Below are 22,721 nucleotides of genomic sequence, written 5' to 3'. Positions count from 1 at the left end.
AAACGCCCGGTTACATTCCGAACCCGGAAGCTAAGCCTTACAGCGCCGATGGTACTGCTGGGGGGACCCGGTGGGAGAGTAGGACGCCGCCGAACTTCTTTTAGAGCGCTGGCTCTTGGGCATGCAGCCCGAGAGCCAGCGCTTTTTTGCGTTGAGGTAGGGTCGGGGGGCATCGTTGGCTCTTTTTTCACAGGAGGCCCCCGGGTGGAGGTCCAGGAGACTCGTGTCCAGACGGACCGGGTGCTCACCATCCCCAACATCCTCAGCATGGCGCGGCTCGTTGGTGTGCCGCTCTTCCTGTGGCTGATTCTGCGGCCCGAGTTCGGTGGTCCCAAGAGCGATGGCTGGGCGCTGTTGGTACTGGCCCTGAGTGGTATCAGTGACTACCTGGACGGCAAACTGGCGCGGCGCTGGAATCAGGTCAGCAGCCTTGGCCGGCTTCTCGATCCCGCGGCTGATCGGCTCTACATTCTGTCCACCCTGGTCGGGCTGACCTGGCGTGAGATCCTGCCCCTCTGGTTGACCGCTGTACTGCTGGCGCGGGAGCTGGTTCTGCTGGTGATGGTGGGTATCCTCCGCCGGCACGGCTATCCGCCGCCCCAGGTGAACTTCCTCGGGAAGGCGGCTACCTTCAACTTGATGTACGCGTTCCCCCTCTTGCTGCTCAGTGACGGAAGCGGATGGATCTCGTCACTGGCTGCTATTTTCGGATGGGCGTTCGCTGTTTGGGGTACAACGCTGTACTGGTGGGCAGGAGTGCTGTATGTGGTGCAGGTCCGCCGCCTGGTTCGTGCGGACGCCACGGCCGATGGAGCTCGCCGATAGGTGCGGCCACAACGGCGCGATGGCCCGCAGAGGAAAAGTGCGGGACAATTCGGACGGGTGAAGTCGGCTAGACCGTCGTCTCTTCGAGGAGGACGCTTCCGACATGAAGGCCGTCGTGATGGCCGGTGGCGAGGGCACACGCCTTCGCCCCATGACCTCAAGCATGCCCAAGCCGCTCCTGCCGGTCGTCAACCGGCCGATCATGGAGCACGTTCTGCGGCTGCTCAAAAGGCGTGGGCTCAATGAGACAGTAGTAACCGTCCAGTTCCTGGCATCGCTCGTCAAGAATTACTTCGGTGACGGTGAAGAGCTCGGAATGGAGCTCACCTATGCCAACGAGGAGAAGCCACTCGGTACCGCCGGAAGTGTCAAGAACGCCGAGGAGGCGTTGAAGGACGACACCTTCCTTGTCATCTCCGGCGATGCGCTGACCGACTTCGATCTGACCGAGCTGATCAATTTCCACAAGGAGAAGGGCGCGCTCGTCACCGTCTGTCTGACGCGTGTGCCCAATCCGCTGGAATTCGGTATCACGATCGTGGACGAGGAGGGCCAGGTCGAGCGGTTCCTGGAGAAGCCGACCTGGGGGCAGGTCTTCTCGGACACCGTGAACACCGGCATCTATGTGATGGAGCCCGAGGTCTTCGACTATGTCGAGGCCGATGTTCCCGTCGACTGGTCGGGCGATGTCTTCCCGCAGTTGATGAAGGAGGGCAAGCCCATCTATGGGTTTGTCGCCGAGGGCTACTGGGAGGATGTCGGCACGCACGAGAGTTATGTGAAGGCGCAGGCCGATGTCCTGGAGGGCAAGGTCGACGTCGAGATCGACGGGTTCGAGATCTCGCCCGGGGTCTGGGTCGCCGAGGGTGCGGAGGTGCATCCGGACGCGGTGCTGCGGGGGCCGCTCTATATCGGGGACTACGCGAAGGTCGAGGCCGGGGCCGAGATCCGTGAGCACACCGTCGTGGGGTCGAACGTCGTTGTGAAGTCCGGGGCCTTTCTGCACCGGGCTGTGGTGCACGACAACGTGTATGTGGGGCAGCACAGCAACCTTCGGGGCTGTGTCGTCGGGAAGAACACCGACATCATGCGGGCGGCCCGGATCGAGGACGGGGCGGTCATCGGGGACGAGTGCCTGATCGGTGAAGAATCGATCGTTCAGGGCAATGTGCGGGTCTATCCCTTCAAGACCATCGAGGCCGGCGCCTTTGTCAACACCTCGGTGATCTGGGAGTCGCGGGGCCAGGCGCATCTGTTCGGGGCCCGGGGTGTGTCCGGGATCCTGAATGTGGAGATCACGCCCGAGCTGGCCGTGCGTCTCGCCGGTGCCTATGCGACGACCCTGAAGAAGGGGTCGACGGTCACGACCGCGCGGGATCACTCGCGTGGTGCGCGGGCGCTGAAGCGGGCGGTGATCTCGGCGTTGCAGGCCAGTGCCATCGACGTACGGGATCTGGAGAACGTGCCGCTGCCGGTGGCTCGGCAGCAGACGGGGCGGGGGAGTGCCGGGGGGATCATGATTCGGACCACGCCCGGGGTGCCGGATTCTGTGGACATCATGTTCTTCGACGGGCAGGGTGCCGATCTGTCGCAGGGCAGTCAGCGGAAGCTGGACCGGGTGTTCGCGCGGCAGGAGTACCGGCGGGCGTTTCCCGGGGAGATCGGGGATCTGCATTTTCCGGCCAGTGTCTTCGATTCGTACACGGGGTCGCTGCTGCGGAATGTGGATACGAGCGGGATCTCGGAGGCCGGGCTGAAGGTCGTGGTCGACGCGTCGAACGGCAGTGCGGGCCTGGTGCTGCCGAGTCTGCTGGGGAAGCTCGGTGTCGACTCGCTGACGATCAATCCGGGGCTGGACGAGTCGCGGCCGACGGAGTCGGCGGAGACCCGGCGGTCGGGGATGGTGCGGCTCGGGGAGATCGTGGCCTCGGCTCGTGCGGCGTTCGGGGTGCGGTTCGACCCGGTCGGTGAGCGGTTGTCGCTGGTGGACGAGAAGGGGCGGATCGTCGAGGACGATCGCGCGCTGCTGGTGATGCTCGACCTGGTGGCCGCGGAGCGGCGCAGCGGGCGGGTGGCGCTGCCGGTGACGACGACCCGGATCGCCGAGCAGGTGGCGGCGTACCACGGGACGCAGGTGGAGTGGACGACCACCTCGCCCGACGACCTCACGCGGGTCGGGCGGGACGAGTCCACGATCTTCGGCGGTGATGGGCGGGGCGGGTTCATCGTCCCGGAGTTCAGCAGTGTCTTCGACGGTACGGCGGCGTTCGTACGGCTGATCGGGCTGGTGGCGCGGACGCAGCTCACGCTGAGCCAGATCGATGCGCGGATTCCGCGGGCGCATGTCCTGAAGCGGGATCTGGCGACTCCGTGGGCGGTCAAGGGGCTGGTGATGCGCCGGGTCGTCGAGGCGGCCGGAGAGCGCTTCGTGGACACCACTGACGGGGTGCGGGTGGTGGAGACCGACGGGCGCTGGGTGATGGTGCTGCCGGACCCGGCGGAGGCCGTGACGCATCTGTGGGCGGAGGGGCCGGACGACGCCTCCGCGCAGGCCCTGCTGGACGAGTGGTCCGCCGTGGTGGACAGCGCCGGGCGGTAGTCCCGGGGCGTGCCCGCGTGCCGGACAAGTGCCCCCAAGGGGGCCTGTCCGGCACGCGGGTGGGGCCATTCGGAGGTAGGGGCCGCGACGTGCGACGATGTGCCCCATGCCGCAGCAGCCCCCCATTCGGAGCACACCCGCGCGTGCCCCCGCGTCCCGCCCGGACGCGTCCATGTCGCTGCTCACCAATGTGATGGACCACAGTCTGGACGACGGCTACGCGGAGGCGGCGGCGCGTCGGGAGGCTGCTGGTGACCGGGGCATGCCGAGGACGCTGAGGGCGAAGCTGGGCCTTGCGGCGGGGCTGGTGCTGGCGGCGCTGGTGGTGACGGTGGGGGCGGCGCAGGCGAGGGTCTCGGCTCCGGTGGTGGCCAAGGAGCGCGAGGAACTGATCGACCGTATCGACCGGGAGACCTCCGCGGCCGACGATCTGGAGCGGGCCGTCGACGGGCTCCGGGACGATGTGGAGGCGCGGCAGCGTGAGGCGCTCCGGGAGAGCGGCGGCGATGACGGCGATGACCTGGTGGGTGTGCTCGCCGGTGCCGTCGAGGTGCGCGGGCCCGGGGTGAAGCTGGTCGTGAACGACGCCAAGGAGGCGTCCGGCGAGGGGGACGCGAATCCGCGCGGGACGTCGGGGTTCTCCGACACGGGCCGGGTGCGTGACCGGGACATGCAGCGGGTGGTCAACGGGCTGTGGGAGTCGGGCGCGGAGGCCGTGTCGATCAACGGGCAGCGGCTGACGGCGCTGTCCGCGATCAGGGCCGCGGGTGACGCCATACTGGTCGACAATCGGCCACTCGTACCGCCGTACACGGTGCTGGCGGTGGGGGACGGGGACCGGATGAGCAGCCGGTTCCAGAACAGTGCGGACGGGCTGTATCTGCATGCCCTCCAGGAGAACTTCGGGGTCCGGACGGCGATTTCCGTTCAGGAGGATCTCCGGCTGCCGGCCGCGCCGAGTGTGATGGTGCGGACCGCGCGGCCGGGGACCGGGGCCGGGCAGCCGAATACCGAGACTGAGAAAGGCACATCGTGATCGCCGTACTGGGCCTCGTCGTCGGAGTCGTGGCCGGACTTCTGGTCCGGCCCGAGGTTCCGGCCGTCGTCGAGCCTTACCTGCCGATCGCCGTGGTGGCGGCGCTGGATGCCGTCTTCGGGGGACTGCGGGCCATGCTCGACGGCATCTTCGACGACAAGGTCTTCGTGGTGTCGTTCCTGTCGAACGTGGTGGTGGCCGCGCTGATCGTGTTCCTCGGCGACAAGCTGGGTGTGGGCGCCCAGTTGTCGACGGGTGTGGTGGTCGTGCTCGGTATCCGGATCTTCTCCAATGCCGCGGCGATCCGCCGCCATGTGTTCCGGGCGTGAGGGCGATGAGCAACCATCACGGGGCGCACCGCAGTCCGCTGCGCAAGGAACTGCCGCAGGAGGTGCCCGCGCAGCCGGGGCCCGCCGAGGAGCCCGCGGGGCCGGTGCAGCCGGAGCTGACCGGGCGGCAGCGGCTGGCGCAGGGGCTGTGGCCGCCGCGCGTGTCGCGGGCGCAACTGATCGTGGCGCTGCTGCTGTTCGGGCTCGGATTCGGGCTCGCGGTGCAGGTGGCTTCGCACAGTGACGGGGACAGTGCGCTGCGTGGCGCGCGGCAGGAAGATCTTGTCCGGATTCTCGATGAACTGGACGACCGTACTGAGCGTCTTGAGGACGAGAAGCAGGGTCTTGAGAAGCAGCGGGACGAACTGGAGAACAGTTCGAACCAGGCGGAGGAGGCCCGTAGGCAGACGGTCGAGAAGGAGCGGCAACTCGGCATCCTGGCGGGCACGGTGGCCGCCCAGGGGCCCGGGATCACCATGACGATCGAGGACTCGAAGGGAACGGTCGAGGCGGACATGCTGCTCGACGCCATCCAGGAGCTGCGCGCCGCGGGTGCGGAGGCGATCCAGGTGAACGGCGTGCGCGTGGTGGCGAGCACCTATCTGACGGATTCCGGGAACGGAGTCGCCGTCGACGGGAACAAGATCAACGCTCCCTATCGTTTCCAGGTCATCGGCAAGTCGCAGGACCTCGAACCGGCGCTCAACATCCCGGGGGGTGTGGTGCAGACGCTGGAGAAGGAGCACGCCACGGTGAGTGTCGAGCGGTCGGACAAGATCATCGTGGATGCCTTGCGGGCCGCGGAGCAGCCTGACTACGCTCGGTCGTCCTCCCCATGAACCGGGGGTGCATGGGGGACGTCCGACCAGGGCATGAGGTTGCGGGGGGTCGGCGCACCGAACGGGTGGTGCGTGGTGGAAACTGTCCGGTGGCTACGGACGTTGTGAGGTTGTCCGGGTCAGCCGGATTGTGCAATCAGGGTTCGTCCTGCCCCACGGGCGGGTCTGTTTCGGTCAAGGGGAATCGCCCGTGAAGTTGTTTGCGAAGTTGTTCGGCAAGAGCTCGCGAGAGGGCGGCGCCAACGCGACCGCCCGTCATCGCGCACAGCCTGACGCGGAGGGGCAGCGCCCGCTGTTCCGGGACCAGGTGGGTGGTCCGGGCGCGCCGTCGGTTGACCCTGCCCAGGCCGGAGGCATAGGTTTCGGGCAACCGTCAACCTCAAGTACGGGTGGAGGGTTTTCCCCCGATCCGTACGCGTCCAATGCCCCGGCGGGGCAGCCGCGGCAGGAGGATCCGTCGATGTCGGCCCTGGTGTGTTCGAGGTGCGGCAACCGCAATGCGGAGAACAGCCGCTTCTGTTCCAACTGTGGTGCCCCGCTGCGTCCCGGGGTGATCCCGGAGCGGGCCTCCGAGACGACGTCCACGATCTCGATCAGCGGCCTGGAGGCGTACGACGCCGAGGTCACCGGTCAGACCCAGATCCCGGCCCTGTCGCCCGAGGCGCAGGCCGCGGTGGACGCCCTGCCGCTGGGCTCCGCCCTGCTGGTGGTGCGCCGCGGGCCGAACTCCGGCAGCCGCTTCCTGCTGGACAGCGATCTGACCACGGCCGGGCGCCACCCGCAGAGCGACATCTTCCTGGATGACGTGACGGTCTCGCGCCGCCATGTGGAGTTCCGGCGCGCACCCGACGGATCGTTCACGGTCGCCGATGTCGGCAGCCTGAACGGCACCTATGTCAACCGGGAGCGGATCGACCAGGTCGCGCTGCACAACGGCGACGAGGTGCAGATCGGCAAGTACCGGCTGGTCTTCTACGCGAGCAGGCAGGTCGTCTGACCTCACCGGACACGGTCCGGGGATCCCAGGGAAGGTCCATGCTGCATACACCGAGCGGCGGTGCCGGGCACGGCGCCGCCGCCACGGACAGCGGGCTGATGAGCATCGGCACGGTGCTGAACGTGCTGCGCGAGGAATTCCCCGAGGTCACCATCTCCAAGATCCGGTTCCTGGAGGCGGAGGGGCTGATCGAGCCGCAGCGGACCCCCTCCGGGTACCGCAAATTCACCGCGGACGATGTCGAGCGTCTCGGCCAGGTGCTGCGGATGCAGCGCGACCACTATCTGCCGCTCAAGGTGATCCGCGAGCATCTGGCGGCCGTCGAGCGCGGTGAGGATGTCCGGCTGCCGGTGCTGGGGAGGTCCCGGGACGGTGAGGGCGCCCGCGAGCCGTCCGGGGTGCCCACGGTCGCCCGGATCGGCCGTGCCGAGCTGCTGGCCGCCGCCGGGATCGGCGCCGAGGAACTCGCGGAGTGGGAGTCGTACGGGCTGATCATGCCGGTCGAGGACGGGGTGTACGACGCGGAGGCGGCCACGGTGGCCTCGCTGGTGGTGGAGCTGGGGCGATCGGGGATCGAGCCGCGGCATCTGCGGGTGATGAAGGCCGCCGCCGACCGCGAGGCGGGGCTGGTCGACCAGGTGGTGGCACCGCTGCGCCGGCACCGCAATCCGCAGACCAGAGCCCATGCCGAGGCCCGGACGAAGGAGCTGGCGGGACTCGCCGTGCGGCTGCACGCGGCGCTGGTGCAGTCCGCGCTCGGGGTGCGGCTGCCCTGAGGGGCAGACCTGCGGCCGGGGCAGGTCCGGATCCGGACCTGTGGCCGTCCCGACTACCCAAACATCCCGGGCACGGCCTAGGGTTGCTGTGTGAACGAGCTCGATGTCGTAGGTGTCCGGGTCGAAATGCCCTCCAACCAACCGATCGTGCTCCTGCGCGAAGTGGGAGGCGACCGCTACCTCCCCATCTGGATCGGGCCGGGGGAGGCCACGGCCATCGCCTTCGCCCAGCAGGGCATGGCGCCCGCCCGACCGCTGACCCACGACCTGTTCAAGGACGTGCTGGAGGCCGTCGGCCAGGAGCTGACCGAAGTACGCATCACGGATCTGCGTGAGGGCGTCTTCTACGCCGAGCTGGTCTTCGCCAGCGGGGTGGAGGTGAGCGCCCGGCCGTCCGATGCCATAGCGCTGGCCCTGCGCACCGGAACGCCGATCTACGGCAGTGACGGGGTGCTCGACGACGCCGGTATCGCGATCCCCGATGAGCAGGAGGACGAGGTGGAGAAGTTCCGCGAGTTCCTCGACCAGATCTCGCCCGAGGACTTCGGCACCAGCAGTCAGTGACCCGGTGGGCCGGTGAGACGGGGTGCGGCCCGGCGGGCACGGGGTGTACGCCGGGCTGAGTAGCCGAGTGAGGGAACGTATCGTCCCGTATCGCCTCGGTCCGGCAATTGCCAGGGGCGCGTGAGAGCGTCCTGCGGCTCCCCGTCGGCGCATTCGGCTAGCCTTTCCCCGCGGTGGGGCACGGGAAACCACTCCTAGGGTGATTATCACTCGGCGTGCCGAGTGTGGCGATCGTTGACGCACCCTCGGTGACTGCCTACCGTCGAGAAGGCAGGTCAAGGACGGAGGTCGGCGTGAGAAGCAGCGGCGACGGTACGGCTGGGGGTGCCCCCGGGCGCAGTCTCGGGGAGAGCGGTCCGTACCCGCTTCACGGGAGCACGACCGGTCACGCTCCGCAGCGACCGACGGCCGTGCCCAGCAGCGGAGGGGCGACGTCGATGACGTCCGAGCAGATCGGCTACCGCGGGCCGACGGCCTGCGCGGCCGCCGGCATCACCTACCGGCAACTGGACTACTGGGCGCGCACTGGGCTGGTCGAGCCCAGCGTACGGCCCGCTCACGGGTCGGGGACGCAGCGGCTGTACAGCTTCCGGGACGTCGTCGTCCTGAAGATCGTCAAGCGGTTCCTGGACACCGGGGTGTCGCTCCAGAACATCCGGACCACCGTGCAGCATCTGCGTGAGCAGGGCTTTCGCAATCTGGAGCGGATGACGCTGATGAGCGATGGCGCCACGGTCTACGAGTGCACCTCGCCGGACGAGGTGCACGCGCTGCTCCAGGGCGGTCAGGGGATCTTCGGGATCGCCGTGGGCGTGGTGTGGCGGGATGTGGAGAGCGCGCTGTCGCAGCTGCACGGGGAGCGGATCGACACGGGGGAGACGCTCGTCGGCCACAATCCTGCGGATGAGCTGGCGCGACGGCGTAGTCGGGCGGTTTGAGGGCTGTCTGAGGGCTCTTTGAAGGTGGTTTCTGAGGGGCGTTCGTCCGTCGCGCCGCGGGGATTTTCGGGGGCGTGGGCAGCGGTCGGCGTTTCCCGGCGGCACAGGTGATGGTCGGGGGTCTTCCTAGGGGCATTGTCAGTGCCGTGGTGCAGCATCGTAGGTGTGAGGAGAACGCCCACGATCCTGCATCTCGACATGGATGCCTTCTTCGCCTCGGTGGAGCAGGCGTCCAAGCCGAGCCTGCGCGGGAAAGCGGTGATCGTGGGCGGCCTGGGCCCGCGCGGGGTGGTGGCGACCTGCTCCTACGAGGCCAGGGTGTTCGGGGTGCACTCGGCGATGCCGATGGCCCAGGCGCGGCGGCTGGCGCCGAATGCCGCGTATCTGGTGCCGCGGTTCGGGCTGTACCGGTCGATCAGCGAGCAGGTGATGGCGTTGCTGCGGGCGCTGTCGCCCCTGGTGGAGCCGCTGAGCCTGGATGAGGCGTTCGTGGATCTGGAGGCCGGGGGAGCGGCCTGGGACCCGGAGTCGGCGCGGCTGGCGGGGATCAAGCTGCGCGCGGACATACGGGCGGTCACCGGGCTGACGGGATCCGTGGGGCTGGCCGCGTCCAAGATGCTGGCCAAGATCGCCTCCGAGCAGGCCAAGCCGGACGGGCTGGTGCTGATCGAGCCGGGGACCGAGCGGGCGCTGCTCGCGCCGATGCCGGTGCGGACCCTGCCGGGGGTGGGGCCGGCCACCGGCGACCAGCTGCGGCGGGCCGGGATCACCACGGTCGAGGAACTGGCCGAGGCCGGTGAGGACGAACTCGTCCGGCTGCTGGGAAAGGCGCATGGGCATGCGCTGTACGCGATGGCGCTGGCGCACGACGACCGGCCCGTGGTCGCCGAGCGGGAGACGAAGTCGGTGTCGGTGGAGGACACCTACGACGTGGACATCCATGACCGGGTGCGGGTCGAGCTGGAGGTGCAGCGGCTCGCGGACCGGTGTGTGCGGCGGCTGCGCGGGGCGGGGCTGTCGGGGCGGACGATCGTGCTGAAGGTGCGGCGGTACGACTTCTCCACGCTGACCCGGTCCGAGACCCTGCGGGGGCCGACCGACGATCCCGCGGTGGTGCGGGAGGCGGCGGCCCGGCTGCTGGACTCCGTGGACACCACGGGCGGGGTGCGGCTGCTGGGGGTCGGGGTGAGCGGGCTCGCCGACTACACCCAGGAGGATCTCTTCGCCCAGGCCGCCGGGGAGTTGCGGGACGAGCATCCCGAGGAGCACCCCGAGGAGGGGGAGCGCGAGGACACGGAGGGGCACGGCGAGCGGCGCTGGCCCGCGGGGCACGACGTACGGCACGCCGAGTACGGGCACGGGTGGGTGCAGGGGAGCGGGCTCGGGCGGGTGACCGTGCGGTTCGAGACACCGCGGTCGGAGGGGGCGGGGAGGGTGCGGACGTTCCGTGTCGAGGATCCGGAGCTGGAGCCGGCGGAGCCGCTGCCGCTGACCGAGGTGGGGGGTGCGCTCGGGGAGGCGGAGGAGCGAAGACCTGGGGGTACGGGAACAGGGGGAGGGGGAGGCGTGGGTGGGGTGTCCGGCTCGCTCCGCGGGTGAGTTTTGGCGGTCGGCTTGCCTGGCCCGTATGGCGCTGAGCGGGGGGAGGGGATCGGGCCGGTTCGGGGCGGTGCGGGCGGGTGCCGGTGTTCGGTGTCCGGTGTTCGGGTCTGGTCCCGGAGGGTGGCGTGCGTCCGGGGGCGGTTGGTGGCGGGGGCGCGGCCCTTTCGGCGGGAGGCGAGGTATGCGGAGGGCGTGGACGGAATGGGGTGGGTCGGGTGCGGGTGGGAGTCGTACGGGGCGGGAGCTTCGGGGAGCAGGGTGCGCGGTGGGGGCTGGGTTTTCGTGGTTCTTGGGCTAGCTGTCGTCCTGGCCTGCCATTTTGCCGAAGTCGTGGTCCGGTGGGGGCGGGGCGGTGACGTCCAGGCCGTAGTGGTGGTAGAGCTGGAGCTCCTGTTCTGGGGAGAGATGGCGGCCGACACCGAAGTCGGGGGCGTCCTTGATCAGGGCGCGGTCGAAGGGGACGTGCAGGGTGCCCTCGATCAGTTCGCTGGGCTCCAGCGGGACGAAGGCGTCCCGGCTGAAGAGGCCCGTCCGTATGGCCGCCCACTCCGGGACGCCGGTCGCGTCGTCGAGATAGACCTCGTCGATCGTGCCGATCTTCGTGCCGTTGCGGTCGAACGCCTTGCGGCCGATCAGGTTGCGCGGATCGATATCGGTCTGCACGGTCCCTCCACATGGTCGCAACTCATCCGTAAGCACTACGAAAGAGCACATTGGGGCAGGCGGCCACTCGAAGGCCCGTTCGTGGACCGCGCTGGTAGGCTGACAGCGGCTGCTGACCCCGTGCGGGAGAGTCCTCCGGGAAGATCCGGAGGCGCCGAAGGAGCAAATCCTCCCCGGAATCTCTCAGGCCCCCGTACCGCACGGACGAGGTCACTCTGGAAAGCAGGGCGGCGCCGACGGCGTTCGCTCTCACCGACGGTGAAAGCCGGGCCGGCGCCCGGTGAAGCTCTCAGGTTGAGATGACAGAGGGGGAGGCCGTCGGGGTACCCGTGCCGGGGTGCCCCCCGAAGGTCGTGTCAGACCAGGAGGCCCTCCGCAATGACCGCCCACCGCATTCCGCTCTCCGAGCTTGAGCAGGGGATCCCCTTCGAGCAGCGGCACATCGGCCCCGACCAGGAGGCGCGGGCCAAGATGCTCGCCCAGGTCGGTTACGGCTCGCTGGACGAGCTGACCGCCGCCGCCGTCCCCGATGTGATCAAGAACGCCGAGGCGCTGGAACTGCCGGGGGCGCGTACCGAGGCCGAGGTGCTGGCCGAGCTGCGCGCGCTGGCCGACCGCAACCAGGTGCTCGGCTCGATGATCGGGCTCGGGTACTACGGGACGTTCACGCCGCCGGTGATCCTGCGCAATGTCATGGAGAATCCGGCCTGGTACACGGCCTACACGCCCTATCAGCCGGAGATCTCGCAGGGCCGGCTGGAGGCGCTGCTGAACTTCCAGACCATGGTCGCCGACCTCACCGGGCTGCCCACCTCCGGTGCCTCGCTGCTGGACGAGGGGACGGCCGCCGCCGAGGCGATGGCGCTGTCCCTGCGGATGGGGAAGAACAAGAAGGGGCTCTTCCTCGTCGACGCGGACGCGCTGCCGCAGACCATCGCGGTGATCCGGACGCGGGCGGAGCCGACCGGGGTCGAGGTCGTCGTCGCCGATCTGAGCGCCGGGATTCCGGAGGAGGTCGGCGGGCGGGAGATCAACGGGGTGCTCGTCCAGTACCCCGGCGCCTCCGGGGCCGTACGGGACATCAAGGTGGTCGTCGACCAGGCGCACGAGCGGGGTGCGCTGGTCACCGTGGCCGCCGATCTGCTGGCGCTGACGCTGCTGAGGTCGCCCGGGGAGCTGGGCGCGGACATCGCGGTCGGCACCACCCAGCGGTTCGGGGTGCCGATGGGCTTCGGCGGGCCGCACGCCGGTTACATGGCGGTGCGGGAGAGCTTCGCGCGCAGTCTGCCGGGGCGGCTCGTCGGTGTCTCGGTGGACGCCGACGGCAACCGGGCGTACCGGCTCGCGCTCCAGACGCGGGAGCAGCACATCCGGCGCGAGAAGGCGACCAGCAACATCTGCACCGCGCAGGTGCTGCTCGCCGTGATGGCCGGGATGTACGCCGTCCACCACGGGCCCGAGGGGCTGCGGACGATCGCCTGGCGGACCCACCGGTACGCCACCGTCCTGGCCGCCGGGCTGCGGGCCGGGGGCGTCGAGGTCGTGCACGGGTCCTACTTCGACACCCTGACCGTCCGCGCCGAGGGGCGGGCCGAGCGGATCGCCGCCGCCGCGCGGGACAACGGGGTCAATCTGCGGGTCGTGGACGCCGATCATCTCTCCCTCGCCTGCGACGAGACGACCACCAGGGCGCAGCTCAGCGCGGTGTGGCACGCGTTCGGGGTCGAGGCCGATGTCGAGGCGCTGGACGCCGGGACGGAGGAGGGGCTGACGGAGGGGGCGCTGCGCAGTGACGAGTTCCTCGCCCACCCCGTGTTCCACCAGCACCGATCCGAGACGGCGATGCTGCGCTATCTGCGCCGGCTGGCCGACCGCGACTACGCGCTCGACCGCGGGATGATCCCGCTCGGGTCCTGCACCATGAAGCTCAACGCCACGACCGAGATGGAGCCGGTGACCTGGCCCGAGTTCGGGCAGTTGCACCCGTTCGCGCCCGCCGCGCAGGCACAGGGCTATCTGACGCTGATCCGGGAGCTGGAGGAGCGGCTCGCCGAGGTCACCGGCTACGACAAGGTGTCCCTCCAGCCCAACGCCGGGTCGCAGGGGGAGCTGGCCGGGCTGCTCGCCGTGCGCGGGTACCACCGGGCCAACGGGGACGAGCAGCGGACGGTGTGTCTGATCCCGTCCTCGGCGCACGGCACCAACGCCGCGAGCGCGGTGATGGCCGGGATGAAGGTCGTCGTCGTCAAGACCGCCGAGGACGGCGAGATCGACGTCGCCGATCTGCGCGCCAAGATAGAGCAGCACCGCGACCGGCTCGCCGTGCTGATGATCACCTACCCCTCGACGCACGGGGTGTTCGAGGAGCATGTCGCCGATATCTGCGCCCAGGTGCACGAGGCGGGCGGGCAGGTGTATGTCGACGGGGCCAATCTGAACGCGCTGGTGGGGCTGGCCAAGCCGGGGCACTTCGGTGGCGATGTCTCGCATCTGAACCTGCACAAGACGTTCTGCATCCCGCACGGCGGCGGTGGTCCCGGTGTCGGCCCGGTGGCGGTGCGCTCGCATCTGGCGCCGCATCTGCCGAACCACCCGCTCCAGCCGGAGGCCGGTCCGGCGACCGGGGTCGGCCCGATCTCGGCCGCGCCCTGGGGGTCGGCGGGCATCCTGCCGATCTCCTGGGCGTATGTCCGGCTGATGGGTGGCGAGGGGCTGAAGCGGGCCACCCAGGTGGCCGTGCTGTCCGCGAACTACATCGCCAAGCGGCTGGAACCGCACTACCCCGTGCTCTACACCGGCCCCGGCGGGCTGGTCGCGCACGAGTGCATCATCGATCTGCGCCCGCTGACCAAGGCGACGGGTGTGAGCGTGGACGATGTGGCCAAGCGGCTCATCGACTACGGGTTCCACGCGCCGACCATGTCGTTCCCGGTCGCCGGGACGCTGATGATCGAGCCCACCGAGTCCGAGGACCTGGCGGAGATCGACCGGTTCTGCGAGGCGATGATCGCCATCCGCGCCGAGATCGACAAGGTCGGCGCGGGCGAGTGGCCCGCCGAGGACAACCCGCTGCGCAACGCGCCGCACACCGCCGCCGCGCTGGGCGGCGAGTGGGCGCACGCGTACCCGCGGGAGGACGCGGTGTTCCCGGCCGGGGTGTCGGCCGCCGACAAGTACTGGCCGCCGGTACGCCGGATCGACCAGGCGTTCGGTGACCGGAACCTGGTGTGCTCCTGCCCGCCGCTGGACGCGTACGAGGACTGAGGTGCGGGTGAGGGGCGGCTGCGGGGAGCCGCCGCTCGGGTAGGTGGGGTGTGGGGGAGGGTCCTGCGTCGGGTGGCGCGGGGCCCTTTCTCGTTCAGTCGTTCGGGGGAGAGAGGCGGGGTCAGCCCGCGTGGACCTTTGGGCGGCGGGTGCGGTCGGGTTCCGCTTCGCGGAGGACCTCTCGGGTGACGGGGGCCACCTCGCCCTGGCCGAAGAGGAAGAAGCGCAGGAAGTTGGCGAACGGGGTGCCCTCGGTCCACTCGAAGTAGATGTGCGGGATCCGGCCGGTGGTGTCCCGGATGTGTAGCAGCAGGGCGGCCAGCGCGTTGGGGACGGACGAGGACTCCAGGGTCAGTACGCGGTAGCGGTGGTGCAGGACCTCGCCGTGGACCGTCAGGACGGCCTCGAACTCGGAGGGGTCGGTGACCGTCACCTCCACGAAGACGAAGTCCTCCGGGCCCGTCACATCGTTGTCCTGGCGGATCTGCTCGATCTTGTCCCGGTACTCGGCGAGATCGCGCCGGTCGGGCTCGTTGGCGATCAGCCGGATCTTGCGGCTGGCCACATCCCGTACGAAGCGCGCCGCCATCGGATCGAGGGTCACGCCGGTCACCCGTAGCTCGAAGGCGCGGGTCAGCCGGGAGGCGAACGAGAGGATCATGATCCCGGCGATGAAGCAGGCGCCGATCTTCACACCGTCCGGGCGTTCGATGACGTTCAGCACGGTCGTGTAGAGGAAGACCGCCGCGATCACGGCGAAGCTCAGGAACCATCTGCGCTGGCCGGCCCGGTGGGCGGCGATGGTGACGGCGATGGCGGCCGAGCTGATCAGCACCAGGACACCGGTGGCGTAGGCGCCGCCCTGGGCGTCCACGCTGGCGTCGAAGAGCCAGGTCACCAGGAAGGCGATCAGGGTGAAGACGAGGACCATCGGGCGGACCGCGCCCGCCCAGTGCGGGGCCATGCCGTAGCGGGGGAGATAGCGGGGCATGAGGTTGAGCAGACCTGCCATGGCGGAGGCGCCGGCGAACCAGAGGATGGCGATGGTGGAGATGTCGTAGACCGTGCCGAAGGCGCTGCCCAGATACGCGTGGGCCAGATAGGCGAGGGCACGGCCGTTGGCCTGGCCGCCCGGCTCGAACTCCGGGGCGGGGATCAGGAGCGTGGTGATGAAACTGGTGGTGATCAGGAAGCAGCTCATGATCACGGCGGCGGTGGTGAGCAGCCTCTTGGTGTCGCGGATACGGCCCCGGGGGTTCTCCTCGGTCTCGCCGGGGTCGCCCCTGACATGCGGCATCACCGCGACGCCGGTCTCGAAGCCGGACAGGCCCAGGGCCAGTTTGGGGAAGACGATCAGGGCGACGCCGATCATCGCCAGGACATTGCCGTGCTCGGCGGTGAGGGCGGTCACCCAGTCGGTCACCACATGGCCCTCGGTCAGGACATGCCACAGACCGCTGACGACCACGACCGCGTTCAGGGTGAGATAGATACCGACCAGGGCGACGGCGACACCGATCGCCTGGAGGAAGCCCTTCAGGAACACCGCGCCGAGCAGGGCGATCAGGATCAGGGTGATCAGCAGCTGCTGGTGTTGCAGGGCGCTGTTCAGATGCGGGTTCTCGATGAGATGGGTGGCGGCGTCGGCGGCGGAGAGGGTGATGGTGATCAGGAAGTCCGTCGCGGCGAAGCCGAGCAGGGTGAGGACGAACAGCTTGCCCTTCCAGAAGGACAGCAGACGTTCCAGCATCGCGATCGAGCCCTGGCCGTGCGGGCTCTCCTCGGCGACCCGGCGGTAGACCGGCAGCGCGCCCGCGAGGGTGACCAGCACCAGCACGACGGTGGCGACCGGGGAGAGCAGGCCGGCGGCGAGGGCGGCGATGCCGGGCTGGTAGCCGAGGGTCGAGAAGTAGTCGACGCCGGTCAGGCACATGACGCGGTACCAGGGGCGGCCGTCCGTGGGCTGGGTCCCGCCTTTGCTCCGGTCCTGGTTCTGGTCTTGGTCCCGGTCTGGTTGGTCCGGTTGGCCGGTTCGCTCGCTCGTGCCGCCGTCGCCTGTGCCGTTGGGGCCGTGGTTCTTGCTGATGTCGGACAGGCCCTCCAGCAGCCACCGGCGCAGTCGGCCGGGCGGTGGGGGCTTGGCGGCGGCCATCGGCGTGCTCCTGGGGTGGGGCGGCGAGGGTTTTCGGCCATCACGCGGGCGGTGGGTTCAGGGTAGGCGGAGGGTGATCGGTTGGCTTCGGGGTGTGAGGGGTGGGGGCGGCAGGGGCGTGGGGGAGGGGGAGGGAGGGTGTGAGGTGGGGGCGGGTGCGGGTGGGGGCGGTTGCTGGGGGGTGGGGGTTGGGCCGGATGGGGGGCGGTCCGCGAGGCGGAGGGCCAGGGGACGGTCGTCAAGACGATGTCAACGTCCTCGGAGGTGGCGCCAGTAACGCGTCAAGAGGGCCGTCGGACGGTCCGGGCGGCGGTTCATTGAGGAGTGATGGACGACGTACGGCGTGGACGACTGAAGGTGTACCTCGGGGCCGCTCCCGGGGTGGGCAAGACCACTCGCATGCTCGACGAGGCCGGGAGCCGGGCGGCGCGGGGTGCGGATGTGGTGGTGGGGGCCGCCGCCTGCCATGGCCGGGCGGCGGTGGAGAGGCTGCTCGATGGGCTGGAAGTGGTGGGGAGCGGGGGCGGGAGTGTGGGTGTGGGGTGGGGCGTTCGGGGTGGGGCGGTGGATGCGGCGCTGGATCTCGGCGCCGTGCTGACGCGGGCGCCCCGGGTCGTGGTGGTGGACGAGCTGGCCCACAGCAACGGGCGGGGCGCGGCGCACGCCAAGCGGTGGCAGGACGTGGAGGCGCTGCTCGACGCCGGGATCGATGTGATCACCGCCGTCGATGTGCACCAGCTGGAGTCGCTCAAGGACGTGGTCGAGAAGATCACCGGGGTGCCGCAGCACGAGACGGTCCCCGATGACGTCGTACGGCGGGCGGCGGAGGTCGAGTTGGTGGATGTGCCGCCGGAGCGGTTGCGGCGGCGGATGGCGCACGGGGACATCTGGCCGCCGGAGCGCGTCGACGCGGCGCTCGCCAGCTACTTCCGGCCCGGGAATCTGGCCGCGCTGCGGCAGCTCGCGCTGCTGTGGACCGCCGACCGGGTGGACGAGGCCCTTCAGCGCTACCGCGCCGAGCACGCCATCGGCGGGGTGTGGGAGACCCGGGAGCGGGTGGTGGTCGCGCTGACCGGCGGGCCCGAGGGGGACACCCTGGTGCGGCGGGCGGCCCGGATCGCGGCCCGGTCGGGCGGCGGGGAACTGCTCGCCGTCCATGTGGCGCGCAGCGACGGGCTCGCGGCCGGGGTGTCGCACGCCTCGCTCGCCCGGCAGCGGCGGCTGGTGGAGGACCTCGGCGGCAGCTACCACTCGGTGGTGGGGCACGATGCGGCGGCGGCGCTGGTGGAGTTCGCGCGGACCGAGAACGCCACCCAGCTCGTCCTCGGATCCAGCCGACGGGGGCGGCTGGAGCGGTTTCTGACCGGGCTCGGCACCGGGGAGCGGGTGGTGGCGCTGTCCGGGGACATCGACGTCCACCAGGTCACCCATGAGCGGGCCGGGCGCGGCACGCCGCTGCCGTCGCGGCGGCGCACCCTCTCGCGGGCCCGGATGATCGCCGGGCCGGTCGCGGGGCTGGTGCTGCCGGTGCTGCTGACGCTGGTGCTGGCGCAGCTCCGCGGTTCGGTCAGTCTGACCAGCGAGGCGCTGCTGTTCCTGCTGATGGTGGTGGGGGTGGCCTGCATAGGGGGTGTGGTCTCGGCGGTGATCGCGTCCGTCACCGCGTCCCTGCTCCTCAACTACTGGTTCATCCCGCCCATCGGACACTTCACCCTGGACGACCCCGATGCGCTGCTCGCGCTGGGGGTGTTCGCGCTGGTCGCGGCGGTGGTGGCGGGGGTCGTCGACCGGTCGCTGCGGCTGTCCCGGCGGGCCGCGCGGGCGACCGCCGAGGCGGAGACCATGTCGTCGCTGGCCGGCAGCATCGTCCGGGGCGGGCAGACGATACCCGCCCTGCTGGAACGGACCCGGGAGACCTTCGGGGCGGACTCGGTGGAACTGGTCGAGGACCCGGTGGACACCGGCGGAGCCACTGTCGTACCGGCCGGGCCCGGGGGATTTCTGGTGCTGCGTGGGGGAGCGCGGTCGTCGTCGGAGCGGCGGGTGCTGGCCGCGTTCGCCGCGCATGTCGGATCGGCGGTGGAGCGGGCGCGGCTGGCGGAGGCGGCGGCCGAGGTGGAGCCGGTACGGGCCGCCGACCGGATGCGTACGGCGCTGCTGCGGGCCGTCGGGCACGATCTGCGGACCCCGCTCGCGGCGGGCTGGGCGGCGGTCACCTCGCTGCGCAGCCAGGAGGTGCGCTGGAGCGAGGAGGACCGGGACGAGCTGCTCGCCACCGCCGACGAGTCCATGGCCAAGCTGAGCCGGCTGGTGGAGAACCTGCTCGATCTCAGCCGGCTGGAGGCGGGGGTGCTGACCCTGAAGCTGCGGCCGACCGCGCTGGAGGAGGTGCTGCCGGCGGCGCTCGCGGAGCTGGGGTCGGTCGAGGTGCGGGAGGTGGAGCGGGTGCCGCAGGTGCTGGTCGATCCGCCGCTGCTGGAGCGGGTGCTCGCCAACCTCGCCGAGAACGCCGTCCGGCACACTCCGGCGGGCGGGGTGGTGCTGGTGACGGCGAGTGTGCTGGCGGGGCGGGTGGAGGTACGGGTGGTGGACCGGGGGCCGGGGCTGCCGGTGGCGGGACGGGAGCGGCTGTTCGAGCCGTTCCAGCGGTTCGGCGACACGGACAACACGACCGGTCTCGGGCTGGGGCTGGCCCTCGCCCGGGGGCTGACGGAGGCGATGAACGGCACGGTGATGCCGGAGGACACGCCGGGGGGTGGGCTGACGATGGTGGTGTCGTTGCCGTTGGCGGGGCGGGTGGGGGAGCCGGTCGGGTTGCCGGTGGTGGGGGAGGGGGCTGAGGGGGCTTAGGGGGCTGAGGGGCCGGGGGGTTCGACGGGCTGACGGGGCCGACGTGTTGGAGGTGGGGCCGGGAGCGGAGCGTGACGCCGGGGCCGGGCCGGGGGTGGGGCCGGGCCGGGGCCGGGGGCGGGGCATGGCGCCGGGGCCGGGCGGGCTGGCGCAGCACGCCGTTCAGTCCAGCCCCGACACCCTGAACACTCCCCGCGCCGTCTCCCCGTCGATCCGGGTCGACAGGCGTCGTAGGTCCGGTGTGCCGTAGTGGAGGGTTCCCCTGGCCACCGAGCGGCGCGCGCCCGTGTCGATGTGGTGCCACAGGGCCGGGTCGGCGGTGAGGGCGCGCGGGTCGATCTCGACGCGGTTGCCGAGGGTGTCGCGCAGGATGAGCCGCTGGGAGACGCCGTCCCGGCACCGGACCGAGACCAGGAGATCCGTACGGATCTGACGGGTGCCCAGGAGGGTGCGGGAGGCGAGCCAGCCCTCGCCCGCCGACAGCCGGGGCGGCAGCAGGATCACGAACAGGAGCAGGGCCAGCCCGGTCCAGAGGAGGGCGCGTTCCGCGTCCAGTGTTCCGGCGAGTCCGTCGACGGCCAGGAGCAGGGCGAGCAGCGCGGCCGAGCAGCGCACCGCACCACGTGACGCGCGCCGCCAGCAGTGGTCGTACACCACCGGGCCGGGCGGTCGCGCGGGTGGGCCGGGCCGTTCACGACGTGCGTCGCCTCGGTGTCCCATAGGACCGACGGTAGGGATCCCGGGGTCGGGCGCCGGGTGGCTTGACGGCACTTTGACGGGACCCGGTGCCTTCTTGACGCCGGGGAGACGGCACCGCGGGAGCGAGGTCCCGTCAAGACCCCGTCAGGGTCCGGGCCTGCCGCGCGAAGAACGCGCAAGGGTCCCTCGGCGGCGGCCGGAACGGGTCCCACGCTGAGGGCACCCCCCACCCACCGCCCGAAGGAGCACCCACCCCATGTCCGTACTGACCGCCGCACCGGGCGCCGCCCCCGTCGGGGAGGAACCGCCCGATACCGGTGAGCGGCACCGCCTCACCGCCGTCACGGGCCTTGCCGCACTGTCGCTGGACGCCATGGCGTCGGTGGCGTACGGGCCCGAGGCGATCGTGCTGGTGCTGGCCGCCGCCGGGGCGCACGGCCTCGGGTTCACCCTGCCGGTGACCCTCGCCATCGCCGGACTGCTGGCCGTGCTCGTCGCCTCGTACCGGCAGGTCATCGCGGCCTTTCCGGACGGGGGAGGGTCGTACGCGGTGGCCCGGCGGCATCTGGGGGTGCGGACCAGCCTCGTCGCCGCCGGGTCGCTGGTGCTGGACTACGTGCTCAATGTGGCCGTCGCCGTCACCGCCGGGGTGGCCGCGCTGACCTCCGCCTTCCCCTCCCTCTACGCCGACCGGCTGTGGCTGTGCCTGGCCGTGCTGGTGCTGATCACGGCGGTGAATCTGCGCGGGATCGTGGACTCGGCGCGGGCGTTCATCGTGCCGACCGTCGTGTTCGTCGGGTCGATCCTGGTGCTGATCGGGGTCGGTCTGTTCCGGTCGGAGCCGGTCAGTACCGAAGCCGCCGCCGGGCATGCCTCCGTGCTCTCCGACAACGCGACCACCGTCGGCGCGCTGCTGCTGCTGAAGGCCTTCGCCTCCGGCTGCTCCGCCCTCACCGGCGTCGAGGCCATCGCCAACGCCGTGCCGTCCTTCCGGGCGCCGCGCGCCAAGCGGGCGCAGCACGCGGAGGTCGCCCTCGGCGCGGTGCTCGGCGTGATGCTGATCGGGCTGTCGGTGCTGATCTCACGGTTCGGCCTCCAGCCGGTCGAGGGCGTCACCGTCCTCGCCCAGCTCGCCGACGCCTCCCTCGGCCACAACTGGGCCTTCTACGTGGTTCAGTTCGCGACGATGGTGCTGCTGGCGCTCTCCGCCAACACCTCCTTCGGCGGGCTGCCGGTGCTGCTGAAGCTGCTCGCCCGGGACAACTACCTCCCGCATGTCTTCGCGCTGAAGGCCGACCGCCAGGTCCACCGGCACGGGGTGCTCGCCCTCGCCCTGGTCTCCGCCGCGCTGCTGCTGTTCTCCGGCGGCGACACCAACACCCTGGTGCCGCTCTTCGCCATCGGCGTCTTCATCGGCTTCACCATCGCCCAGATCGGCATGGTCCGGCACTGGCGGCTGGAGCGCGGTCCGCGCTGGCGGGGCAAGGCGCTGCTGAACGGGTTCGGCGGCACCCTCACCGGGGTCGCCGCGATCGTCGTCACCGCCACCAAGTTCGACGAGGGCGCCTGGCTGGTGGTGGTCGCGCTGCCGGTGCTGGTGGTGGCCTTCCGGGCCGTGCACCGGGCGTACACCCGGATCGGGGAGCGGCTCGGCCTCGGCCGGGTGCCCGAGCCGCCGCGCCGGGACCGGTCCATCGTGGTCGTGCCGGTGTCCACCCTGTCCCGGCTCACCTCCGAGGCGCTCACCGCGGCCCGCTCGCTCGGCGACGAGGTCCGCGCGGTGACCGTCTGCTACCCGGACCCCGAGGACCGGGCCCACAGCCACGCCCTGGAGCGCGCCTGGGCCGACTGGGACCCCGGGGTGCCCCTGGTCCGGCTGAGCAGCGAGCGGCGCACCCTGGGCCGCCCGATCGCCGCCTATGTCCGGGAGCTGTCCGCCGCGCCCGGCACCCGGGTCACCGTGCTGGTCGCGGAGACCGAGCCCGAACGGCTGTGGCAGCGGCTGCTCCAGAACCAGCGGGGCGCGATCGTCGCCCATGCCGTGCGCCGCGACACCGACGCGGTGATCTGCCGGTTGCGGTTCCGGCTCGGGCGAGGCCCGCTTGCGTAACGTAACGCTGAGCTAACACTCCGTGGTGGACTCTTGTGGTGGAGCAGCGGCGCGGGGTCAGGGCCGGTCGGTGCCTGCGCCCGTCCGCCGTATGGGTCCCGTCAAAGGGGTGCGGGGCTCCGTATGGGACCCGTCAACGGCGGTCGGAACCGGCCAAACAGGCTGTTTCCTCAAACCGTTCCCGTTCGGCGGCTCCCGTCCGACGTCCGGTCCAGTCGTTCCTGTCCCACCGTTCCCGTCCCACCGTTCTGTCCCACCGTTCTTGTCCCACCGTCCCGCTCGCACCTCGACTCCAGGAGCTCACGATGGCCGATGTGGCCTTCGTCGTCGCCACGCTCGCGCTCTTCGCGCTGGTGGCTCTCGTCGCCAAGGGGGTGACGAAGCTGTGAGCGTCGAAAACATCGTCGGCCTCATCGTCGCCGTCGCCCTGCTGGGCTATCTCGTCCTCGCGCTGATCTTCCCGGAGAGGTTCTGAGCC

General features: G+C 70.7%; 17 protein-coding genes, 1 rRNA gene and 1 riboswitch. Of the genes, 15 read left to right on the top strand and 3 right to left on the bottom strand.

Translation table 11 applies throughout. The features are described 5' to 3' along the window. From rrf to ABZX40_RS26400, 11 genes are all read left to right on the top strand, one after another. A 5S ribosomal RNA gene (gene rrf, locus ABZX40_RS26450) occupies nucleotides 1-95 on the top strand; the annotation flags it as partial. A gap of 109 nt (nucleotides 96-204) precedes the next feature. Beyond that, a complete protein-coding gene (locus ABZX40_RS26445; RefSeq protein ID WP_355743430.1) occupies nucleotides 205-825 on the top strand; it encodes a CDP-alcohol phosphatidyltransferase family protein in 621 nt (206 codons plus the stop codon). Between the two features lie 103 nt (nucleotides 826-928). Next, entirely contained in the window at nucleotides 929-3,424 is a 2,496-nt protein-coding gene (locus tag ABZX40_RS26440; protein WP_355743427.1) for a mannose-1-phosphate guanyltransferase, read from the top strand. A gap of 97 nt (nucleotides 3,425-3,521) precedes the next feature. Continuing rightward, on the top strand, nucleotides 3,522-4,460 hold the full coding sequence (locus ABZX40_RS26435; protein ID WP_355743424.1) for a DUF881 domain-containing protein: 939 nt from the start codon (nucleotides 3,522-3,524) through the stop codon (nucleotides 4,458-4,460). Then, nucleotides 4,457-4,789, top strand: coding sequence for a small basic family protein (locus ABZX40_RS26430; RefSeq protein WP_003988855.1), 333 nt, complete (start codon nucleotides 4,457-4,459; stop codon nucleotides 4,787-4,789). The genes ABZX40_RS26435 and ABZX40_RS26430 overlap by 4 nt, the downstream gene beginning before the upstream one ends. Nucleotides 4,790-4,794: 5 nt before the next feature. After that, entirely contained in the window at nucleotides 4,795-5,628 is an 834-nt protein-coding gene (locus ABZX40_RS26425) for a DUF881 domain-containing protein (RefSeq protein ID WP_355743420.1), read from the top strand. Between the two features lie 190 nt (nucleotides 5,629-5,818). Continuing rightward, the gene (locus tag ABZX40_RS26420) at nucleotides 5,819-6,625 is read left to right on the top strand and encodes an FHA domain-containing protein (protein ID WP_355743417.1); all 807 of its coding nucleotides are present in this window, start codon (nucleotides 5,819-5,821) and stop codon (nucleotides 6,623-6,625) included. A 38-nt stretch (nucleotides 6,626-6,663) separates the two neighbouring features. Continuing rightward, complete coding sequence (locus ABZX40_RS26415; RefSeq protein WP_355743414.1) at nucleotides 6,664-7,401, top strand: MerR family transcriptional regulator; 738 nt, start codon at nucleotides 6,664-6,666, stop codon at nucleotides 7,399-7,401. 90 nt (nucleotides 7,402-7,491) lie between these two features. Further along, nucleotides 7,492-7,965, top strand: a complete 474-nt coding sequence (locus ABZX40_RS26410) for a bifunctional nuclease family protein (protein ID WP_004002801.1) — start codon at nucleotides 7,492-7,494, stop codon at nucleotides 7,963-7,965. 293 nt (nucleotides 7,966-8,258) lie between these two features. Continuing rightward, on the top strand, nucleotides 8,259-8,903 hold the full coding sequence (locus tag ABZX40_RS26405; protein ID WP_355743411.1) for a MerR family transcriptional regulator: 645 nt from the start codon (nucleotides 8,259-8,261) through the stop codon (nucleotides 8,901-8,903). Nucleotides 8,904-9,044: 141 nt separating this feature from the next. After that, the gene (locus tag ABZX40_RS26400; protein WP_355743408.1) at nucleotides 9,045-10,502 is read left to right on the top strand and encodes a DNA polymerase IV; all 1,458 of its coding nucleotides are present in this window, start codon (nucleotides 9,045-9,047) and stop codon (nucleotides 10,500-10,502) included. 297 nt (nucleotides 10,503-10,799) lie between these two features. Here ABZX40_RS26400 and ABZX40_RS26395 read toward each other — a convergent pair whose 3' ends face one another. Then, nucleotides 10,800-11,168 carry a PRC-barrel domain-containing protein gene (locus ABZX40_RS26395; protein WP_355743406.1) on the bottom strand — a complete coding sequence of 123 codons (369 nt, stop codon included), beginning with the start codon at nucleotides 11,166-11,168 and terminating at the stop codon, nucleotides 10,800-10,802. Nucleotides 11,169-11,281: 113 nt separating this feature from the next. Next, nucleotides 11,282-11,377, top strand: a riboswitch (glycine riboswitch). Between the two features lie 169 nt (nucleotides 11,378-11,546). Between ABZX40_RS26395 and gcvP the strand changes: the two genes are divergently transcribed. Beyond that, entirely contained in the window at nucleotides 11,547-14,432 is a 2,886-nt protein-coding gene (gene gcvP / locus ABZX40_RS26390; RefSeq protein ID WP_355743403.1) for an aminomethyl-transferring glycine dehydrogenase, read from the top strand. Nucleotides 14,433-14,553: 121 nt separating this feature from the next. Here gcvP and ABZX40_RS26385 read toward each other — a convergent pair whose 3' ends face one another. Further along, on the bottom strand, nucleotides 14,554-16,584 hold the full coding sequence (locus tag ABZX40_RS26385) for an amino acid transporter (RefSeq protein WP_355743400.1): 2,031 nt from the start codon (nucleotides 16,582-16,584) through the stop codon (nucleotides 14,554-14,556). 327 nt (nucleotides 16,585-16,911) lie between these two features. Here ABZX40_RS26385 and ABZX40_RS26380 point away from each other — a divergent pair, with 327 nt between their 5' ends. Then, nucleotides 16,912-19,434 carry an ATP-binding protein gene (locus tag ABZX40_RS26380; RefSeq protein ID WP_355743397.1) on the top strand — a complete coding sequence of 841 codons (2,523 nt, stop codon included), beginning with the start codon at nucleotides 16,912-16,914 and terminating at the stop codon, nucleotides 19,432-19,434. A 162-nt stretch (nucleotides 19,435-19,596) separates the two neighbouring features. On the opposite strand, the gene ABZX40_RS26375 is transcribed toward ABZX40_RS26380, so the two are convergent. Beyond that, nucleotides 19,597-20,154 carry a hypothetical protein gene (locus ABZX40_RS26375; RefSeq protein ID WP_355743394.1) on the bottom strand — a complete coding sequence of 186 codons (558 nt, stop codon included), beginning with the start codon at nucleotides 20,152-20,154 and terminating at the stop codon, nucleotides 19,597-19,599. A 235-nt stretch (nucleotides 20,155-20,389) separates the two neighbouring features. Here ABZX40_RS26375 and ABZX40_RS26370 point away from each other — a divergent pair, with 235 nt between their 5' ends. Together ABZX40_RS26370 and kdpF are read left to right on the top strand one after the other, a co-directional pair. Next, on the top strand, nucleotides 20,390-22,243 hold the full coding sequence (locus ABZX40_RS26370; RefSeq protein ID WP_355743391.1) for an APC family permease: 1,854 nt from the start codon (nucleotides 20,390-20,392) through the stop codon (nucleotides 22,241-22,243). A 385-nt stretch (nucleotides 22,244-22,628) separates the two neighbouring features. Beyond that, nucleotides 22,629-22,718: a K(+)-transporting ATPase subunit F gene (gene kdpF / locus ABZX40_RS26365; protein ID WP_171151403.1), complete on the top strand. Its 90-nt coding sequence runs from the start codon at nucleotides 22,629-22,631 to the stop codon at nucleotides 22,716-22,718. The last annotated feature ends 3 nt before the right edge of the window (nucleotides 22,719-22,721 follow it).

Origin of the sequence: Streptomyces sp. NPDC004610 (assembly GCF_040609715.1) — a bacterium.
In the GTDB taxonomy this organism is placed as follows: Bacteria; Actinomycetota; Actinomycetes; order Streptomycetales; family Streptomycetaceae; genus Streptomyces.
This window is presented reverse-complemented; position numbering and strand designations above follow the sequence as displayed.

Coding starts and splice junctions, on each gene's coding strand:
- ABZX40_RS26440 (WP_355743427.1), top strand. CDS start 929: ATGAAGGCCGTCGTGATGGCCGGTGGCGAGGGCACACGCCTTCGCCCC.
- ABZX40_RS26435 (WP_355743424.1), top strand. CDS start 3,522: ATGTGCCCCATGCCGCAGCAGCCCCCCATTCGGAGCACACCCGCGCGT.
- ABZX40_RS26425 (WP_355743420.1), top strand. CDS start 4,795: ATGAGCAACCATCACGGGGCGCACCGCAGTCCGCTGCGCAAGGAACTG.
- ABZX40_RS26415 (WP_355743414.1), top strand. CDS start 6,664: ATGCTGCATACACCGAGCGGCGGTGCCGGGCACGGCGCCGCCGCCACG.
- gcvP (WP_355743403.1), top strand. CDS start 11,547: ATGACCGCCCACCGCATTCCGCTCTCCGAGCTTGAGCAGGGGATCCCC.
- ABZX40_RS26385 (WP_355743400.1), bottom strand. CDS start 16,584: ATGGCCGCCGCCAAGCCCCCACCGCCCGGCCGACTGCGCCGGTGGCTG.
- ABZX40_RS26380 (WP_355743397.1), top strand. CDS start 16,912: ATGGACGACGTACGGCGTGGACGACTGAAGGTGTACCTCGGGGCCGCT.
- ABZX40_RS26375 (WP_355743394.1), bottom strand. CDS start 20,154: ATGGGACACCGAGGCGACGCACGTCGTGAACGGCCCGGCCCACCCGCG.
- ABZX40_RS26370 (WP_355743391.1), top strand. CDS start 20,390: ATGTCCGTACTGACCGCCGCACCGGGCGCCGCCCCCGTCGGGGAGGAA.